15 protein-coding genes are annotated in these 12,495 nt (G+C 70.8%); 4 read left to right on the top strand and 11 right to left on the bottom strand.

Annotated features, from left to right (window positions below):
• Window positions 1-103: 103 nt before the first annotated feature.
• The 8 genes from VFF97_RS12740 to VFF97_RS12705 all read right to left on the bottom strand — a co-directional run bounded on the left by VFF97_RS12740 (window position 104) and on the right by VFF97_RS12705 (window position 5,494).
• Window positions 104-874, bottom strand: a complete 771-nt coding sequence (locus VFF97_RS12740) for an enoyl-CoA hydratase/isomerase family protein (RefSeq protein WP_325033866.1) — start codon at window positions 872-874, stop codon at window positions 104-106.
• A 10-nt stretch (window positions 875-884) separates the two neighbouring features.
• Window positions 885-2,099, bottom strand: coding sequence for a 1,2-phenylacetyl-CoA epoxidase subunit PaaE (gene paaE, locus VFF97_RS12735; protein ID WP_325033865.1), 1,215 nt, complete (start codon window positions 2,097-2,099; stop codon window positions 885-887).
• Window positions 2,099-2,608 carry a 1,2-phenylacetyl-CoA epoxidase subunit PaaD gene (gene paaD, locus VFF97_RS12730; RefSeq protein WP_325033864.1) on the bottom strand — a complete coding sequence of 170 codons (510 nt, stop codon included), beginning with the start codon at window positions 2,606-2,608 and terminating at the stop codon, window positions 2,099-2,101. The genes paaE and paaD overlap by 1 nt, the downstream gene beginning before the upstream one ends.
• Window positions 2,602-3,474, bottom strand: coding sequence for a 1,2-phenylacetyl-CoA epoxidase subunit PaaC (gene paaC / locus VFF97_RS12725; protein ID WP_325033863.1), 873 nt, complete (start codon window positions 3,472-3,474; stop codon window positions 2,602-2,604). Before paaC ends, paaD begins: the two co-directional genes overlap by 7 nt.
• Window positions 3,471-3,776, bottom strand: coding sequence for a 1,2-phenylacetyl-CoA epoxidase subunit PaaB (gene paaB, locus VFF97_RS12720; RefSeq protein ID WP_325033862.1), 306 nt, complete (start codon window positions 3,774-3,776; stop codon window positions 3,471-3,473). Before paaB ends, paaC begins: the two co-directional genes overlap by 4 nt.
• Entirely contained in the window at window positions 3,776-4,750 is a 975-nt protein-coding gene (gene paaA / locus VFF97_RS12715; RefSeq protein ID WP_325033861.1) for a 1,2-phenylacetyl-CoA epoxidase subunit PaaA, read from the bottom strand. The genes paaB and paaA overlap by 1 nt, the downstream gene beginning before the upstream one ends.
• Window positions 4,751-4,854: 104 nt before the next feature.
• On the bottom strand, window positions 4,855-5,277 hold the full coding sequence (locus VFF97_RS12710; RefSeq protein ID WP_325033860.1) for a type II toxin-antitoxin system VapC family toxin: 423 nt from the start codon (window positions 5,275-5,277) through the stop codon (window positions 4,855-4,857).
• Complete coding sequence (locus VFF97_RS12705) at window positions 5,261-5,494, bottom strand: FitA-like ribbon-helix-helix domain-containing protein (RefSeq protein WP_325033859.1); 234 nt, start codon at window positions 5,492-5,494, stop codon at window positions 5,261-5,263. Before VFF97_RS12705 ends, VFF97_RS12710 begins: the two co-directional genes overlap by 17 nt.
• 127 nt (window positions 5,495-5,621) lie before the next feature.
• Between VFF97_RS12705 and paaI the strand changes: the two genes are divergently transcribed.
• Both paaI and VFF97_RS12695 read left to right on the top strand, forming a co-directional pair.
• A complete protein-coding gene (paaI, locus tag VFF97_RS12700) occupies window positions 5,622-6,068 on the top strand; it encodes a hydroxyphenylacetyl-CoA thioesterase PaaI (RefSeq protein ID WP_325033858.1) in 447 nt (148 codons plus the stop codon).
• Between the two features lie 153 nt (window positions 6,069-6,221).
• Complete coding sequence (locus VFF97_RS12695; RefSeq protein ID WP_325033857.1) at window positions 6,222-6,899, top strand: peptidoglycan DD-metalloendopeptidase family protein; 678 nt, start codon at window positions 6,222-6,224, stop codon at window positions 6,897-6,899.
• A gap of 8 nt (window positions 6,900-6,907) precedes the next feature.
• Here VFF97_RS12695 and paaZ read toward each other — a convergent pair whose 3' ends face one another.
• The 3 genes from paaZ to VFF97_RS12680 are packed head-to-tail and all read right to left on the bottom strand — an operon-like array spanning window position 6,908 to window position 10,754.
• The gene (gene paaZ, locus VFF97_RS12690) at window positions 6,908-8,983 is read right to left on the bottom strand and encodes a phenylacetic acid degradation bifunctional protein PaaZ (RefSeq protein ID WP_325033856.1); all 2,076 of its coding nucleotides are present in this window, start codon (window positions 8,981-8,983) and stop codon (window positions 6,908-6,910) included.
• A complete protein-coding gene (locus VFF97_RS12685) occupies window positions 8,980-9,984 on the bottom strand; it encodes a 3-hydroxyacyl-CoA dehydrogenase family protein (RefSeq protein ID WP_325033855.1) in 1,005 nt (334 codons plus the stop codon). Before VFF97_RS12685 ends, paaZ begins: the two co-directional genes overlap by 4 nt.
• Window positions 9,981-10,754, bottom strand: a complete 774-nt coding sequence (locus tag VFF97_RS12680; protein WP_325033854.1) for an enoyl-CoA hydratase/isomerase family protein — start codon at window positions 10,752-10,754, stop codon at window positions 9,981-9,983. Before VFF97_RS12680 ends, VFF97_RS12685 begins: the two co-directional genes overlap by 4 nt.
• A gap of 72 nt (window positions 10,755-10,826) precedes the next feature.
• On the opposite strand from VFF97_RS12680, the gene VFF97_RS12675 reads away from it, so the two are divergent.
• Complete coding sequence (locus VFF97_RS12675; RefSeq protein ID WP_325033853.1) at window positions 10,827-11,438, top strand: TetR/AcrR family transcriptional regulator; 612 nt, start codon at window positions 10,827-10,829, stop codon at window positions 11,436-11,438.
• Window positions 11,439-11,489: 51 nt separating this feature from the next.
• Window positions 11,490-12,212, top strand: a complete 723-nt coding sequence (locus tag VFF97_RS12670) for a hypothetical protein (protein WP_325033852.1) — start codon at window positions 11,490-11,492, stop codon at window positions 12,210-12,212.
• Window positions 12,213-12,495: the final 283 nt, after the last annotated feature.

Below are 12,495 nucleotides of genomic sequence, written 5' to 3'. Positions count from 1 at the left end.
TCCCCCGGTCGCTGAGCCCGTCGAAGCGTCGTCCCCCCCGGTCGCTGAGCCCGTCGAAGCGTCGTCCCCCCGATCGCTGAGCCCGTCGAAGCGTCCCCGCGATCTACCGCCCGCGGAACACCGGCTTCCGTTTGTCCTGGAACGCGGCGAACCCTTCGCGGTAGTCGTCCGTGTCGCACAGCGCGGCCTGCGCGGCGTTCTCGATGTCGACCGCGTCCCACAGCCCGAGCCGCTCGTCGCGCAGCCGCCGCACGAGCTCCTTGCTCGCGAGGAAGGCGCCGGTCGCGCCATCCGCCGCCTTCTTCGCCGCCGACTCGGTCGCCGCGACGACCTCGTCCGCCGGGAACACCTGCGAGAACAGGCCGGATGCGACGGCCTCCGTGCCCGACATGAGGCGTCCCGTGTAGATGAGGTCGAGGGTCTTGTGCGCGCCGAGCCGCTCGAAGAAGAGCGCGTGTCCACCCGAATCGAGTGTCGCGCCCAGCGCCGCGAAGGGCGAGCCGATCTTCGCGGTGTCGGCGACGTACACGACGTCCGTCGCGATGAGTAGGCCCAGTCCCACGCCGAGGCACGCGCCGTGTGCGGCCGCGAACGTCGGTGCGGGGAACGCCGACATGCGCCGCAGCAGTGGCGTGACGAGTCCGACGAGGTACCCCATGACGTCGTCGTCGCGGGGGTCGACGCCCGAGATGTCGCGACCGGCGCAGAACGCGCGTCCCTCCCCGCGGAGCACGAGGGCGCGGACCCCGGATGCCTCGGCCTCGTCGTATGCCGCCCCGAGGTCCTTGAGCGCCTGCTCCCCGAGCGCGTTGAGCTTCTCGGGGTTGTCGAGAACGACCGTGGCGACGTCGTCGTCGATGGTGAGGTCGATCATGGGACTCCGTTCATCCGTCGTAGTCGACGACGACGCGGTCGGTCGTCGGGTGGGACTGGCACGTGAGCACGTACCCGCGCTCGAGCTCGTCGGGTTCGAGTGCCCAGTTCTCCGTCATCCGCACCGATCCCGAGAGGAGCTTCGCGCGGCACGTGCCGCACACGCCGCCGGTGCAGGCGAAGGGCGCATCCGGGCGCACGCGCAGCGCCGCGTTCAGGATCGTCTCGTGCGCGTCGACGGGGCTCTCGACCGTCGACGAGACGCCGTCGAGCGTCAGTTCGACCGTGACGACGGGCTCTCCGCGACGCACCTCGACGGTGCGTGGTGCGACGGGCGTCGGCTGCCCGGGCTCGCCGGTCGTGAAGAGCTCGTACCGCACGTGCGCGCGGTCGACGCCGACGTCGGCGAGCACGTCGCGGCACAGCTGCACGAGATCGAGCGGTCCGCACAGGAACCACTCGTCGACCGTTTCGGGCGGCACGAGCAGATCGAGCATCGTCCGCAGCTTCGGCTCGTCGATGCGGCCCGACAGCAGGGGAGCCGTGCGCTGCTCGCGCGAGAGCACGTGGTGCAGTGCGAGCCGGGCCGGGTAGCGGTCCTTCAACTCGCCGAGCTCCTCGAGGAACATCACGTCGCTCGTGGAGCGGTTCGTGTAGATGAGCGTGAACCGCGACGTGTCGGAGCGCGCGAGCACGGTCGCGGCGAGCGCCATGAGCGGGGTGATGCCCGAGCCCGCGGCGATGCCGGCGACGTGGCGCCCGTCGAGGTCGGCGAGCGCCGACGTGAACGAGCCCTGCGGGCTCATGACGTCGAGGCGGTCGCCGGGTGTGAGGCTGCCGTGCGCCCACGTCGAGAAGCGGCCGCCGATGTCGCGCTTGATGGCGATGCTGATCGATCCGGTTCCGGATGCCGCGCCCCGCGCCGGCGGCCGGCACAACGAGTACGACCGGCGTACCTCCTGGCCGTCGAGGTGCGTGCGCAGCGCGACGTGCTGCCCGGCGAGGTAGTCGAACTCGCCCCGCAGCTCTTCCGGCACGGCGAACGTCACCTCGATCGCGTCGTCGGTGAGCGGCCGGACGTCGGCGACCTCGAGCTCGTGGAATCGTGCGCGCCCCGTGCGCGTGCCGCCGACGGCGCTCGCGAGGAACGCCTCGGCGAGTTCGGGCGCGTTGTCGAGCGTCGAGCGCTCGTCGGTCGCGGGCGCGTGCGGAAGCCGTGCCTCCATCAGTGCACCTTGAACCAGTCGAACGGCTCGAGGCACGAGCGGCACTCGAACAGCGCCTTGCACGATGTCGACCCGAACCGCGACACCTCGCGTGTGTCGAGCGATCCGCAGCGCGGGCACTTCACGCCCAGCGCGACGCGGATCGGCCCGCGTGCGGCCGCGCGGCCCGTCGGCGGGGCGATGCCGAACTCGCGGAGCTTCTGCTTCGCGGCATCCGTCATCCAGTCCGTCGTCCACGCCGGAGCGAGCACCGTGCGAACCTCGACGTGCTCGAAGCCGGCGTCGGTCAGGGCGAGCACGAGGTCGTCGCGGATCGCATCCATCGCAGGGCATCCGGAGTACGTCGGCGTGATCGTCACCACGGCACGCGTGGGATCGTCGGCGTCGACGCGCACGTCGCGCAATACTCCGAGATCGGCGATCGTCAGCACGGGGACCTCGGGGTCGCACACGGATGCCGCGACCTCACGAGCGACGGCGAGCCGGGAGTCGAGCGCGGTCGTCACCATGTCGCCCCCGGGTGCTGTCTCGCGAGCACCTGCATCTCGGCGAGCAGGTGTCCGAGCGCCGAGAAGTGGCGGCCGTGGCGCCCACCGCCGGCTGAGACGAACGCGCCCTTCGCGTTCGGGTCGGGCACCTCGAGCTCCGCCTCGGCGAACACCTCGGCGACGACCTCGTCGAAGCCCGGCCGTAGGGTCGACGGCCGCACCGCGACGCCCTGCTCGGCGAGGTCGTCGGTGAGCGGCTCGTCGCGGAACAGCTCGTCGACGTACGGCCACACATCCCCGATCGCCCGGATCATGCGCCGCCGCGACTCGTCCGTTCCGCCCGCGAGGCGCAGCGTCCACTGCACGGCGTGGTCGCGGTGATAGTCGACCTCCTTGAGGGCCTTGTCGGCGACCGCCGCGAGCGTCGGATCCGTCGATGCGCGCAGCGCCGAATACAGCTCGAACCAGTACGCGGATGCCGCGAGCTGCCGCGCGATCGTGTGGGCGAAGTCCCCGTTCGGCTGCTGGAACAGCCACGCGCACCGGAAGTCGCGCTCATCGCGCCAGTACGCGAGGTCGTCCTCGGATCGCCCGTCGTAGGAGCCGGCGTAGTGAAGCAGCGACCGGGCGTGCCCCAGCAGGTCGAGCGCGATGTTCGCGAGGGCGACGTCCTCCTCGAGCTCGGGGGCCCGAGCGATCCAGTACCCGAGCTGCTGCGACAGGATGAGTGCGTCGTCTCCGAGCCACAGCGCGTATTCGGCGATCTCGGCGGATGCCGCGCGCCCGTCCTCGCCCGCGAGCTCGGCTGCGAGGGCGATCCGGTCAACGGTGACCTCGCCGTGCGGGGGGTCGTGCGGTGCGGCCGTGGTGGGGGTGGGCTCACTCATAGGTGCGGCACCCCCTCGGACGCCGTGTAGTACACCGCGTGCCGGTAGTTCTTTCCGGCGGGGCTCTCGAAGAACGCGCCCTTCGCGTCGGGGTCGCTCGTGGTGATGGCATCCGCCGGCACGACCCAGATCGATGTGCCCTCGCCGCGGCGCGTGTACAGGTCGCGGGCGTTGCGCAGCGCCATCTCGGCGTCGGGCGCGTGCAGCGACCCGGCGTGCACGTGGCTGAGGCCCCGGTTCGCGCGCACGAACACCTCCCACAGGGGCCAGGTCTCGCGCTGGTCCGCTCCAGGGGTCGCCATCACGCCACCGCCTTCCCTGCGTTCGCGGCCTGCTTCCGGGCGTACTCCGCCGCGGCCTCCCGCACCCACGCGCCCTCTTCGTGCGCGTCGCGGCGTCGCTGCAGGCGCTCGGCGTTGCACGGGCCGCGACCGGCGAGCACCTCGCGGAACTCGTCCCAGTCGATCTCGCTCATGTCCCAGCGGCCCGTCTCCTCGTTCCAGCGGAGGTTCGGGTCGGGGAGCGTCACTCCGAGGATCTCGGCCTGGGGCACGAGCATCCCGATGAAGCGCTGGCGCAGCTCGTCGTTCGAGAAGCGCTTGATCTTCCACGCCATGGACTGCGCCGAGTTCGGCGACTCGTCGTCGGGCGGGCCGAACATCATGAGCGACGGCCAGTACCAGCGGTCGACGGCGTCCTGCGCCATCTCGCGCTGCGCCTCGGTGCCCTGCATGAGCGTGAGCAGGATCTCGAACCCCTGCCGCTGGTGGAACGACTCCTCCTTGCAGATGCGGATCATCGCGCGCGCGTACGGTCCGTACGATGCGCGGCACAGGGGGACCTGGTTGCAGATCGCGGCGCCGTCGACGAGCCAGCCGATCGCGCCCATGTCGGCCCACGTCGGGGTCGGGTAATTGAAGATCGACGAGTACTTCGCGCGCCCGTCGATGAGCTGCTGCGTCATCTCGTCGCGCGTGATGCCGAGGGTCTGCGCCGCCGAGTAGAGGTACAGCCCGTGCCCGGCCTCGTCCTGCACCTTCGCCATGAGGATCGCCTTGCGCTTGAGGCTGGGCGCCCGCGTGATCCAGTTGCCCTCGGGCTGCATGCCGATGATCTCCGAGTGCGCGTGCTGCGAGATCTGCCGGATGAGCGTCTTGCGGTACGCCTCGGGCATCCAGTCGCGGGGCTCGACGCGCGAGTCGGCTTCGATGATGGCATCGAACGCCGCCTCTTCGGGAGAGCGCTCGACCGCTTCGTCGAGGGTGGTGGTGGTCATCGTCGACTCCTGACGGATCCTCGATCCGAATTACAGACCGTTCGTTCAGTTATTATGCCACCACCCGGCGGACGGGTGTCACCCCGGGCCGTCCGCGCGCGCGATCAGCGGAAGACCTCGACGCGGCACCCGACGCCCGCAGCCCGCGCGATGCTGACGTCGCCCGTGATGAGCGGCGCGTCCAGGTGCTCGGCGAGTGCGACGTATCCGGCGTCGTAGCTCGACAGGTTCGCACGCAGCTCCCATGCGCGATCGGTGAGCACCGGCCACGGCCACAGCTCGATCGGCATGCCGTGCGCGACGCGCCGGGCTGCGTCGCCCTGCTCGGGCGTGAGACGGCGGCCGAGCACGAGCCCGCGCAGCCCGCTGTCGACCTCGGAGGCAAGAAGGTGCGGTGCGTGCATCGTCGTGGGCGCGAGGCGGGCGGCGAGAGCGGATGCCGCGGCAGCCCGCGACGTCACGAGCGCGATCACCACCGAGGCGTCGATGACGACGAGCTCACCGCCTTCGTCAGCGCCGCTCGGCATGCACGGCCTCGACGATCTCGTCCATCGTGAGGTCGGGGTACGAGCTCGCGTTGAGGCGCGCCCGCGTGATCGCTTCGGCCGCGCTCGGCGTCTCGGCCAGGCGTCGCAGGTGGAGGCTCAGGTACTCCTGGAGGGACCGGCCCGACCGCGCGGCACGCGCGGCCAGCTCGTCGCGCACCTCGTCGGGCACGTTGCGCACGGTGATCGTCACGGGCATGACGTCAGTCTAGCCGCCGTGCATGCATAATGCATGCACGGCGGCTAGCTCGCCCCGCGGTGACCGCGACTAGGCTCCCTCGTGAAACCCGGCGCCAGCGACGACCCCCGACCGGAAGTGCAGACGGATGACGCAACCGACCGATCCCCACCCCGCGGGTGCGGCATCCGAACGCCCCACCCGCGCCATGATGGAGCGCGATCTCGCATCCGCGGCGCTCGGCATGGTGGTCGAGCGCGACGAGCCGGGCCACTCCGTCGTGAGCATGGTCGTGCGCGACGACATGACGAACGGCTTCCACATCACGCACGGCGGCATCGTCTTCGCGTTGGCCGACACCGCCTTCGCGATCGCGTGCAACGAGGACGAGCGCATCACCGTCTCGCAGGGAGCCGACATCACGTTCCTGAAGTCGACGCAGGCGGGGCAGAAGCTCACCGCGACCGCCCGCCGCCGCATCCGCAACGGGCGCTCGGGCCTCTACGACGTCACCGTGACCGACGACGCGGGAGACGTCGTGGCCGAGTTCCGCGGGCGATCGCTCACCACCGACCGCACACTGCCGAAGGGCTGAGACGGATGCCGCGCCACCGCGCCCGCGCCGCCTGATCCCGCCCCCAGCCGGTATCACCGGCGTCGCTCACCCCTCACCTCTTGCAGGAACACGCAGCGCCGCCCGTTGCATCCGACGCTCCGGATCCGGCCTGCGGCTTGTGAGGAGAAGGACATGACGGTCTGGGGGAACGGTCTGGCGATTCAGCCGACCGTCTCGAACGGGGGACAGTTCGGCGCTCCGCGGGGGCAGGGCCGCACGCACGCGGGCGCGGACTTCATCGGCTACAGCGAGCTTCGCGCGATCGAACCCGGGCGCGTGACGTTCGCCGGCGTGCTCACCCCCGCCGCAGGAGTCTCGGTCGCGATCGATCTGCCGAGCAAGATCGACGGGCACATCGTGACGATCGTGCGGATGCACATCAAGGAAGGCTCACTCCGCGTGAGCAAGGGATCACACGTCGTCGCGGGTCAGCTCATCGGCCTGATGGGCGACAGCGGCAACGCGCAGGGCAAGTGCGACCACGTCGAGGTCCGGTTCTTCCGCAACGGCGCGCTCCAGAAGACGGTGGACCCCGTCTCGTGGATCGCGAGGCGCATCGGCGGCCGGCCTGCCGTGCTGTCGTCCGACCAGCGCGTCGCGAAGGCGTTCGTCAACGGGCGCACGGCTCCGACGCGTCAGGCTCCGATCCGCGGCTCGCTCGCGCGGGGCATCACGGGCACGTTCAACGGCTTCACGCGAGGTGAGCGCGTCGAGGGCAACGACATCTGGTTCCGCGGAGCCTTCACGGGGCTGTGGTTCTGGTCGGGCGCCTTCACGAGCACCTCGACTCAGGGTCTGGCTCAGGTCTAGGCGGGGGGTCAGGCGGTCGCGACCGCGGCGTTCTCCTTCGCGACGAGGGTGAGCACGTCGTAGGTCGCGACCGTCTCGTCGCGTTGGTTGCGGATGACCGCGTCCCAGCGCACCTCGCCGTAGTCCTCGGTCTCGCGCGGGGTGATCTGCTTCGCGGTCAGCACGACGCGGATCTCGTCGCCGGGCGACACGGGGGTCATGAACCGCAGGTTCTCGAGGCCGTAGTTCGCGAGCACGGGTCCCGGGTCGGGATCGACGAAGAGACCTGCGGCCCACGAGACGAGCAGGTACCCGTGCGCGACCCGGCCCGGGAAGAACGGGTTGGCGGATGCCGCATCCTCGTCCATATGCGCGTAGAACGTGTCGCCCGTGAAGTGCGCGAACGTCTCGATGTCCTCCAGTGTGACGGGCCGGGGCTCCGAGGCGAACTGGTCGCCGAGGCGCAGCTCGGCGAGCGACTTGCGGAACGGATGCACGTCCTGACGCGCCGGCGCACCCTCGTGCCACACGCCGGTGAGCGCCGTCAGCATCTCGGGCGACCCCTGCACGGCCGTGCGCTGCATGTGGTGGAGCACCGCGCGGATGCCGCCGAGCTCCTCGCCGCCTCCCGCGCGGCCCGGGCCGCCGTGCACGAGGTGCGGCACGGGCGAGCCGTGGCCCGTCGACGTGCGGGCGTTGTCGCGGTTGAGGAAGAGGACGCGGCCGTTGTACGCGCCGATGCGCGAGAGCAGCTCGACCGCGACCGACGGATCGTTCGTCGCGACGCTCGTGACGAGCGAGCCTCCGCCGCGGTCGACGAGGCGGGCCGCCTCGTCGAGCGTCGAGTAGGGAAGGAGACTCGCGACCGGCCCGAAGGCTTCGACCTCGTGCACGGCGTCGGGCGCGTCGTGCCCGAAGCCCACGAGGATCGGCGCCACGAACGCACCCTCGGGCGCCGAGGCGACCGTGCCGTCGGCGTGGACGACGGCGGGGGCATCCGTCGATCCCACGAGCACGCGGCCGCCCGCCGACTCGAGCGCCGCGACCTGCCGCAGCACGTCGTCGCGCTGCTCGGTCGACACGAGCGGTCCCATCGTCACGGACTCGTTGTGGGGGTCGCCGATGACGACGCGGCTCTCGATCGCGGTGCGCAGCGCTTCGACGACGGCGTCGACGGATGCCTCGGGCACGATCGCCCGCCGGATGGCGGTGCACTTCTGACCGGTCTTGCTCGTGAGCTCGACCATGAGCTGCTTGACGTAGGCGTCGAACTCCGGGGTTCCCGGCTCGGCGTCGGGGCCGAGCACCGACGCGTTGATCGAGTCCGTCTCGACCGTGAAGCGCACGCCGCCGGTCTGGACGCTCGGATGCCCCCGCAGGCGCTCGGCGGTCGACGCGCTCCCCGTGAATCCGATGAGGTCGCCCAGCCGCAGGTGGTCGAGGAGGTCGTGCGCGGAACCGCTCAGGAGCTGGAGCGATCCCGCCGGAAGGAGCCCCGACTCGACGAGGATGCGCACCCACGCTTCGGCGATGTACGCGGTCGGGGTGGCGGGCTTCACGAGCGTCGGCACGCCCGCGAGGAAGGCGGGCGCGAACTTCTCGAGCGCACCCCACACGGGGAAGTTGAACGCGTTGATCTGCACCGCGACGCCGGGCAGGCGCGTATAGATATGCCGTCCGAGGAATGAGCCGTCCTTCGACAGCATCTCGACCGGGCCGTCGACGATCACCGACGCGTTCGGAAGCTCGCGGCGCCCCTTCGACGAATACGTGAACAGCACCCCGATGCCGCCGTCGACATCGATCATCGCGTCGCGCTGCGTCGCGCCGGCGTGCTTCGACAGCTCGTACAGCTCCGCCTTGCGCTCGGTGAGCGCCTGGGCGAACTGCTTGAGGAGGAGTGCCCGCTGATGGAACGTCATCGTGGCGAGGCTCTGCTGGCCGATCGTGCGCGCGTAGTCGAGCGCGCCCGCGATGTCGGCGCCCGCTGCGCTCACGAGGGCGACCTCGTCGCCCGTCGACGCGTCGCGCACGACCGTCGCGTCGGTCGCGGCATCGGGTGTCCACCATTCGTCGCGCAGGTAGCTCGCCACGATCTGTGTCATCTGCTGTTCCATTCGTAGAAGCCGCGGCCGCTCTTGCGCCCGAGGTCGCCCTCGGCGACCATGCGGCGCAGCAGCTCGGGCGGGGAGTAGCGCGGGCCGAGCGTGCGCTCGAGCTCTTCGGCGATCGCGAGGCGCACGTCGAGTCCGACGATGTCGGTCGTCCGCAGCGGCCCGATCGGATGCCGGTAGCCGAGCTCCATCGCGGCGTCGATGTCTTCCGCGCTCGCGACACCCTCCTCGAGCATGCGGATCGCCTCGAGCCCCAGCATCACGCCGAGCCGGCTGGATGCGAACCCGGGGCTGTCGCGCACGACGATGGGGCGCTTTCCGAGAGCGGAGACCCAGCCGTACGCCTCGTCGACCACCGCGGAGTCGGTGGCGGAGCCGACGATGATCTCGACGAGCTGCGACGAGGGCACGGGGTTGAAGAAGTGGAGCCCGAGGAAGCGCTCCGGGCGCGCGAGGCTTTCGGCGAGGGCCTCGATCGGGATCGACGACGTGTTCGTCGCGAGCACCGCGTTCGAGGCGATCGCGGCCTCGGCCCGTGCGAGCTCGGCGGCCTTGAGGGCGCGGTCCTCGGGCACGGCCTCGATCACCAGGCCGCACGACTCGAACAGCGACACGTCGGTCGTGATCGTGAACGCCGACGACAGCGCGTCGAGAGGAGAGAGCGGCTCGCCCGCCGCAGCCGAGCGCTCGGCCGTGCGGCGGAGGGAATCACGGATGCGGCGGCCCGACGCATCCGCCGATTCGCGGTCTCGCTCGACCACGATCACGCGCGCGCCCGCCACCGCGAACGCGTGCGCGATGCCGGAGCCCATCCTGCCGCCGCCGAGCACGCCGACGCGCGCCGGCACCCGGGTCGGCGCGGATTCGGCGGACTCCGCGGTCGCGGCGCGCGTGGCGCCGTGAGGCGAAGGGCTCGCTCCGGGCGAGCGCGCGGCGCCCCACCCTTCGGGCCCTGAGCGAGCGAAGCGAGACGAAGGGTCAACGGAGTTCATCGCTTCTTCCTCTCGAGGAACTCGGTCATGCGGCGGAACTTCTCGGGACTTTCGAACAACTCTGCCTGCAGTTCGAGCTCGATGTCAGGGTGTGCCTCTGCGGGAGCGAGCAGCGCGCGCTTCGTGTGCATCGTCGCGAGCCGGTCGTTCGCGGCGATGCGGTCGGCGAGCGCGTGTGCGGCGGGGAGAAGGTCTTCGGGTTCGTGGAGCGACGAGACGAGGCCCCACGCGAGGGCCGTCTCGGCGTCGAGCACGCGGCCCGTGTAGAGAAGCTCGCTCGCTCGCGCGTCGCCGACGAGCCGCGGCAGCAGCCACGTGGCACCCGCGGCCGCGATGATGCCGAGGCCGGTCTCGGGGTTGCCGATGCGCATGCGCGGGGTGCCGATGCGCAGGTCCGCGGCGTACGCGAGCTCGGCGCCGCCGCCGAGGGCCCAGCCGTCGATCGCGGCGATGACCGGCATCGGCAGCGCCTTCACACGACGGAAGGCGTGCGCGTTGATGCCGCGCCGTGCGTCGTCGGCCCGGCGCTCGCGCAGCTGCGCGATGTCGGCGCCGGATGCGAACACGCCACCGGCGCCCGTGAGGATGAGCACCGCGGGCGAGGCCTCGAGCTCTTCGCACAGCGCGTGAAGGGCGTCGATCATCGACTGGTCGATCGCGTTGCGGGCTTCGGGACGGTCGAGGGTCGCGACCACCCGATCGCCGAGTCGCTCGACGCGCAGGCAGACGCGCGTCGCGGGCTCGGGCATCGTCGTCCTCTCGATCGTCATTACTTACCGATCGTTCAGGAATTATGGCAGACGCGACCCTCATCCGCCACCGCCGGTGACAGACTGGAGCGCGTGACGACCGCCGCCGAGCCTCCCCTCGCCTCGCGCCGAGGCCGCCCGGGCTACGACCAGGACGCGGTGCTCGACGTCGCCGTCGCCGTCTTCAACGAGCACGGGTACGACGCCACCTCGATCGCGGCCCTCGCCGACAGGCTCGGGCTGTCGAAGTCGGCGCTCTACCACCACTTCGATTCCAAGGAGCAGCTTCTCGGCGTCGCGCTCGAACAGGCGCTCGGCGCACTCGAAGGGGTGCTCACCGAGCCGGAGGCGACCGAGGGAACCGCGACCGAGCGGCTGGCGTTCGTGCTCCGCGGGGCGGTGCGCGTGCTCGTCGAGCGTCTTCCGTACGTGACGCTTCTCCTGCGTGTGCGAGGCAACAGCGCCGTCGAGCGGTCGGCGCTCGAGCGCCGCCGCGCCTTCGACCACGCGATCACCGCGCTCGTGCGTGAAGCGCAGGCCGAGGGGTCGGTGCGCTCCGACATCGAGGCATCCGTCGCCACCCGTCTCGTGTTCGGCATGGTCAACTCGATCGTCGAGTGGTACCGGCCAACCGGTCCCGAGGGTGCCGACGAGCTCGCCGACGACGTGCTCGCGGTCGCGCTCGACGGCCTCCGCACGCGCTGAACACGGGCGTGCCGCCGGGGTGGGGCGCGGGGCCCGACCTACCCTGGACGCATGAGCGGCACGACACGGCGACGGCGGCATCCGCCCGCGGTGTATCGGCGCCGGCGGCTGACGGTGCTGCTGGGCCTGGTGATCGTGATCGCGGCGATCTGGCTCCTCATCGCGCAGCCGTGGCGCAGCTGGGCAGACGCGTTCGCACCCGCTTCGACGCCGACCCCGTCGAGCATCGAAACAGCGGATGCGACGACGGCGATTCCCGTTCCCGAGACCGGCGGCTCGCAGACGCCCGCGCCGGAGGAACCCGGGCCCGAGACGCCGTCCACGACCCCCGAAGAGGCGGCGCCTCCGCCCACCACGCCGGCGATCGAGCCGTGCCGTGCGCCGGATGTGACGGTCGAGGCCGTCACCGACCAGGACACGTATGCGTCGGGGCAGAACCCGCAGCTGTCGATCCGTCTCACGAACGTCTCGGCGAACGACTGCACGATCAACGTGGGAACCGCCACCCAGTCGTTCGTCATCACGAGCGGCAGCGACACGTGGTGGCGTTCGACGGACTGCCAGTCGGAGCCGAGTGACGTCGTCGTCACGCTCAAGGCCGGTCAGTCCGTCGCGAGCGCCGCGCCCCTGGTGTGGGATCGCACGCGCTCGTCGGTCTCGACGTGCAGCAGCGCGGAGCGTCAGCGGGCCGCGGGAGGCGGCGCCTCGTACCACTTGAGCGTCGAGATCGGCGGGTTCGCGTCGACGACGTCGAAGCAGTTCCTCCTTTACTGAATCAGCTTCCTCTGTACTCCATCCCGGTCAGCGGGGTAATGTGAGTCCGTTCAGCGCCCTTCGACCGCGGTTTCATCCCGCTAAGTGAGAGTCCTCTCATGAGTGTCCCCCGAAGAGGGGACAGACGGAAACCTTGCACTCACTTAGCCTTTAATCAGCTCCCGAGCGGAGATGGCTCGCGCTGACCCCAGACAGCGTTACTCGACCCCAGCGAGTTTCGAGCATCCCCGGTGAGCAGTCGGCCCTCTCGGGTCGCCCGTCCCAAGGCGATCTGAGAGGGCCA

Source organism: Microbacterium sp., from assembly GCF_035687345.1.
GTDB lineage: Bacteria > Actinomycetota > Actinomycetes > Actinomycetales > Microbacteriaceae > Microbacterium.
The sequence above is the reverse complement of the archived record's forward strand: the minus strand, read 5'-3'. Positions and strand labels throughout refer to the sequence as shown.

Bases quoted from the DNA above. Each gene is read 5' to 3' on its own strand.
- VFF97_RS12740 (WP_325033866.1), bottom strand. From the start codon at position 874: ATGATCGACCTCACCATCGACGACGACGTCGCCACGGTCGTTCTCGAC.
- paaE (WP_325033865.1), bottom strand. From the start codon at position 2,099: ATGGAGGCACGGCTTCCGCACGCGCCCGCGACCGACGAGCGCTCGACG.
- paaD (WP_325033864.1), bottom strand. From the start codon at position 2,608: ATGGTGACGACCGCGCTCGACTCCCGGCTCGCCGTCGCTCGTGAGGTC.
- paaC (WP_325033863.1), bottom strand. From the start codon at position 3,474: ATGAGTGAGCCCACCCCCACCACGGCCGCACCGCACGACCCCCCGCAC.
- paaB (WP_325033862.1), bottom strand. From the start codon at position 3,776: ATGGCGACCCCTGGAGCGGACCAGCGCGAGACCTGGCCCCTGTGGGAG.
- paaA (WP_325033861.1), bottom strand. From the start codon at position 4,750: ATGACCACCACCACCCTCGACGAAGCGGTCGAGCGCTCTCCCGAAGAG.
- VFF97_RS12710 (WP_325033860.1), bottom strand. From the start codon at position 5,277: ATGCCGAGCGGCGCTGACGAAGGCGGTGAGCTCGTCGTCATCGACGCC.
- VFF97_RS12705 (WP_325033859.1), bottom strand. From the start codon at position 5,494: ATGCCCGTGACGATCACCGTGCGCAACGTGCCCGACGAGGTGCGCGAC.
- paaI (WP_325033858.1), top strand. From the start codon at position 5,622: ATGACGCAACCGACCGATCCCCACCCCGCGGGTGCGGCATCCGAACGC.
- VFF97_RS12695 (WP_325033857.1), top strand. From the start codon at position 6,222: ATGACGGTCTGGGGGAACGGTCTGGCGATTCAGCCGACCGTCTCGAAC.
- paaZ (WP_325033856.1), bottom strand. From the start codon at position 8,983: ATGACACAGATCGTGGCGAGCTACCTGCGCGACGAATGGTGGACACCC.
- VFF97_RS12685 (WP_325033855.1), bottom strand. From the start codon at position 9,984: ATGAACTCCGTTGACCCTTCGTCTCGCTTCGCTCGCTCAGGGCCCGAA.
- VFF97_RS12680 (WP_325033854.1), bottom strand. From the start codon at position 10,754: ATGACGATCGAGAGGACGACGATGCCCGAGCCCGCGACGCGCGTCTGC.
- VFF97_RS12670 (WP_325033852.1), top strand. From the start codon at position 11,490: ATGAGCGGCACGACACGGCGACGGCGGCATCCGCCCGCGGTGTATCGG.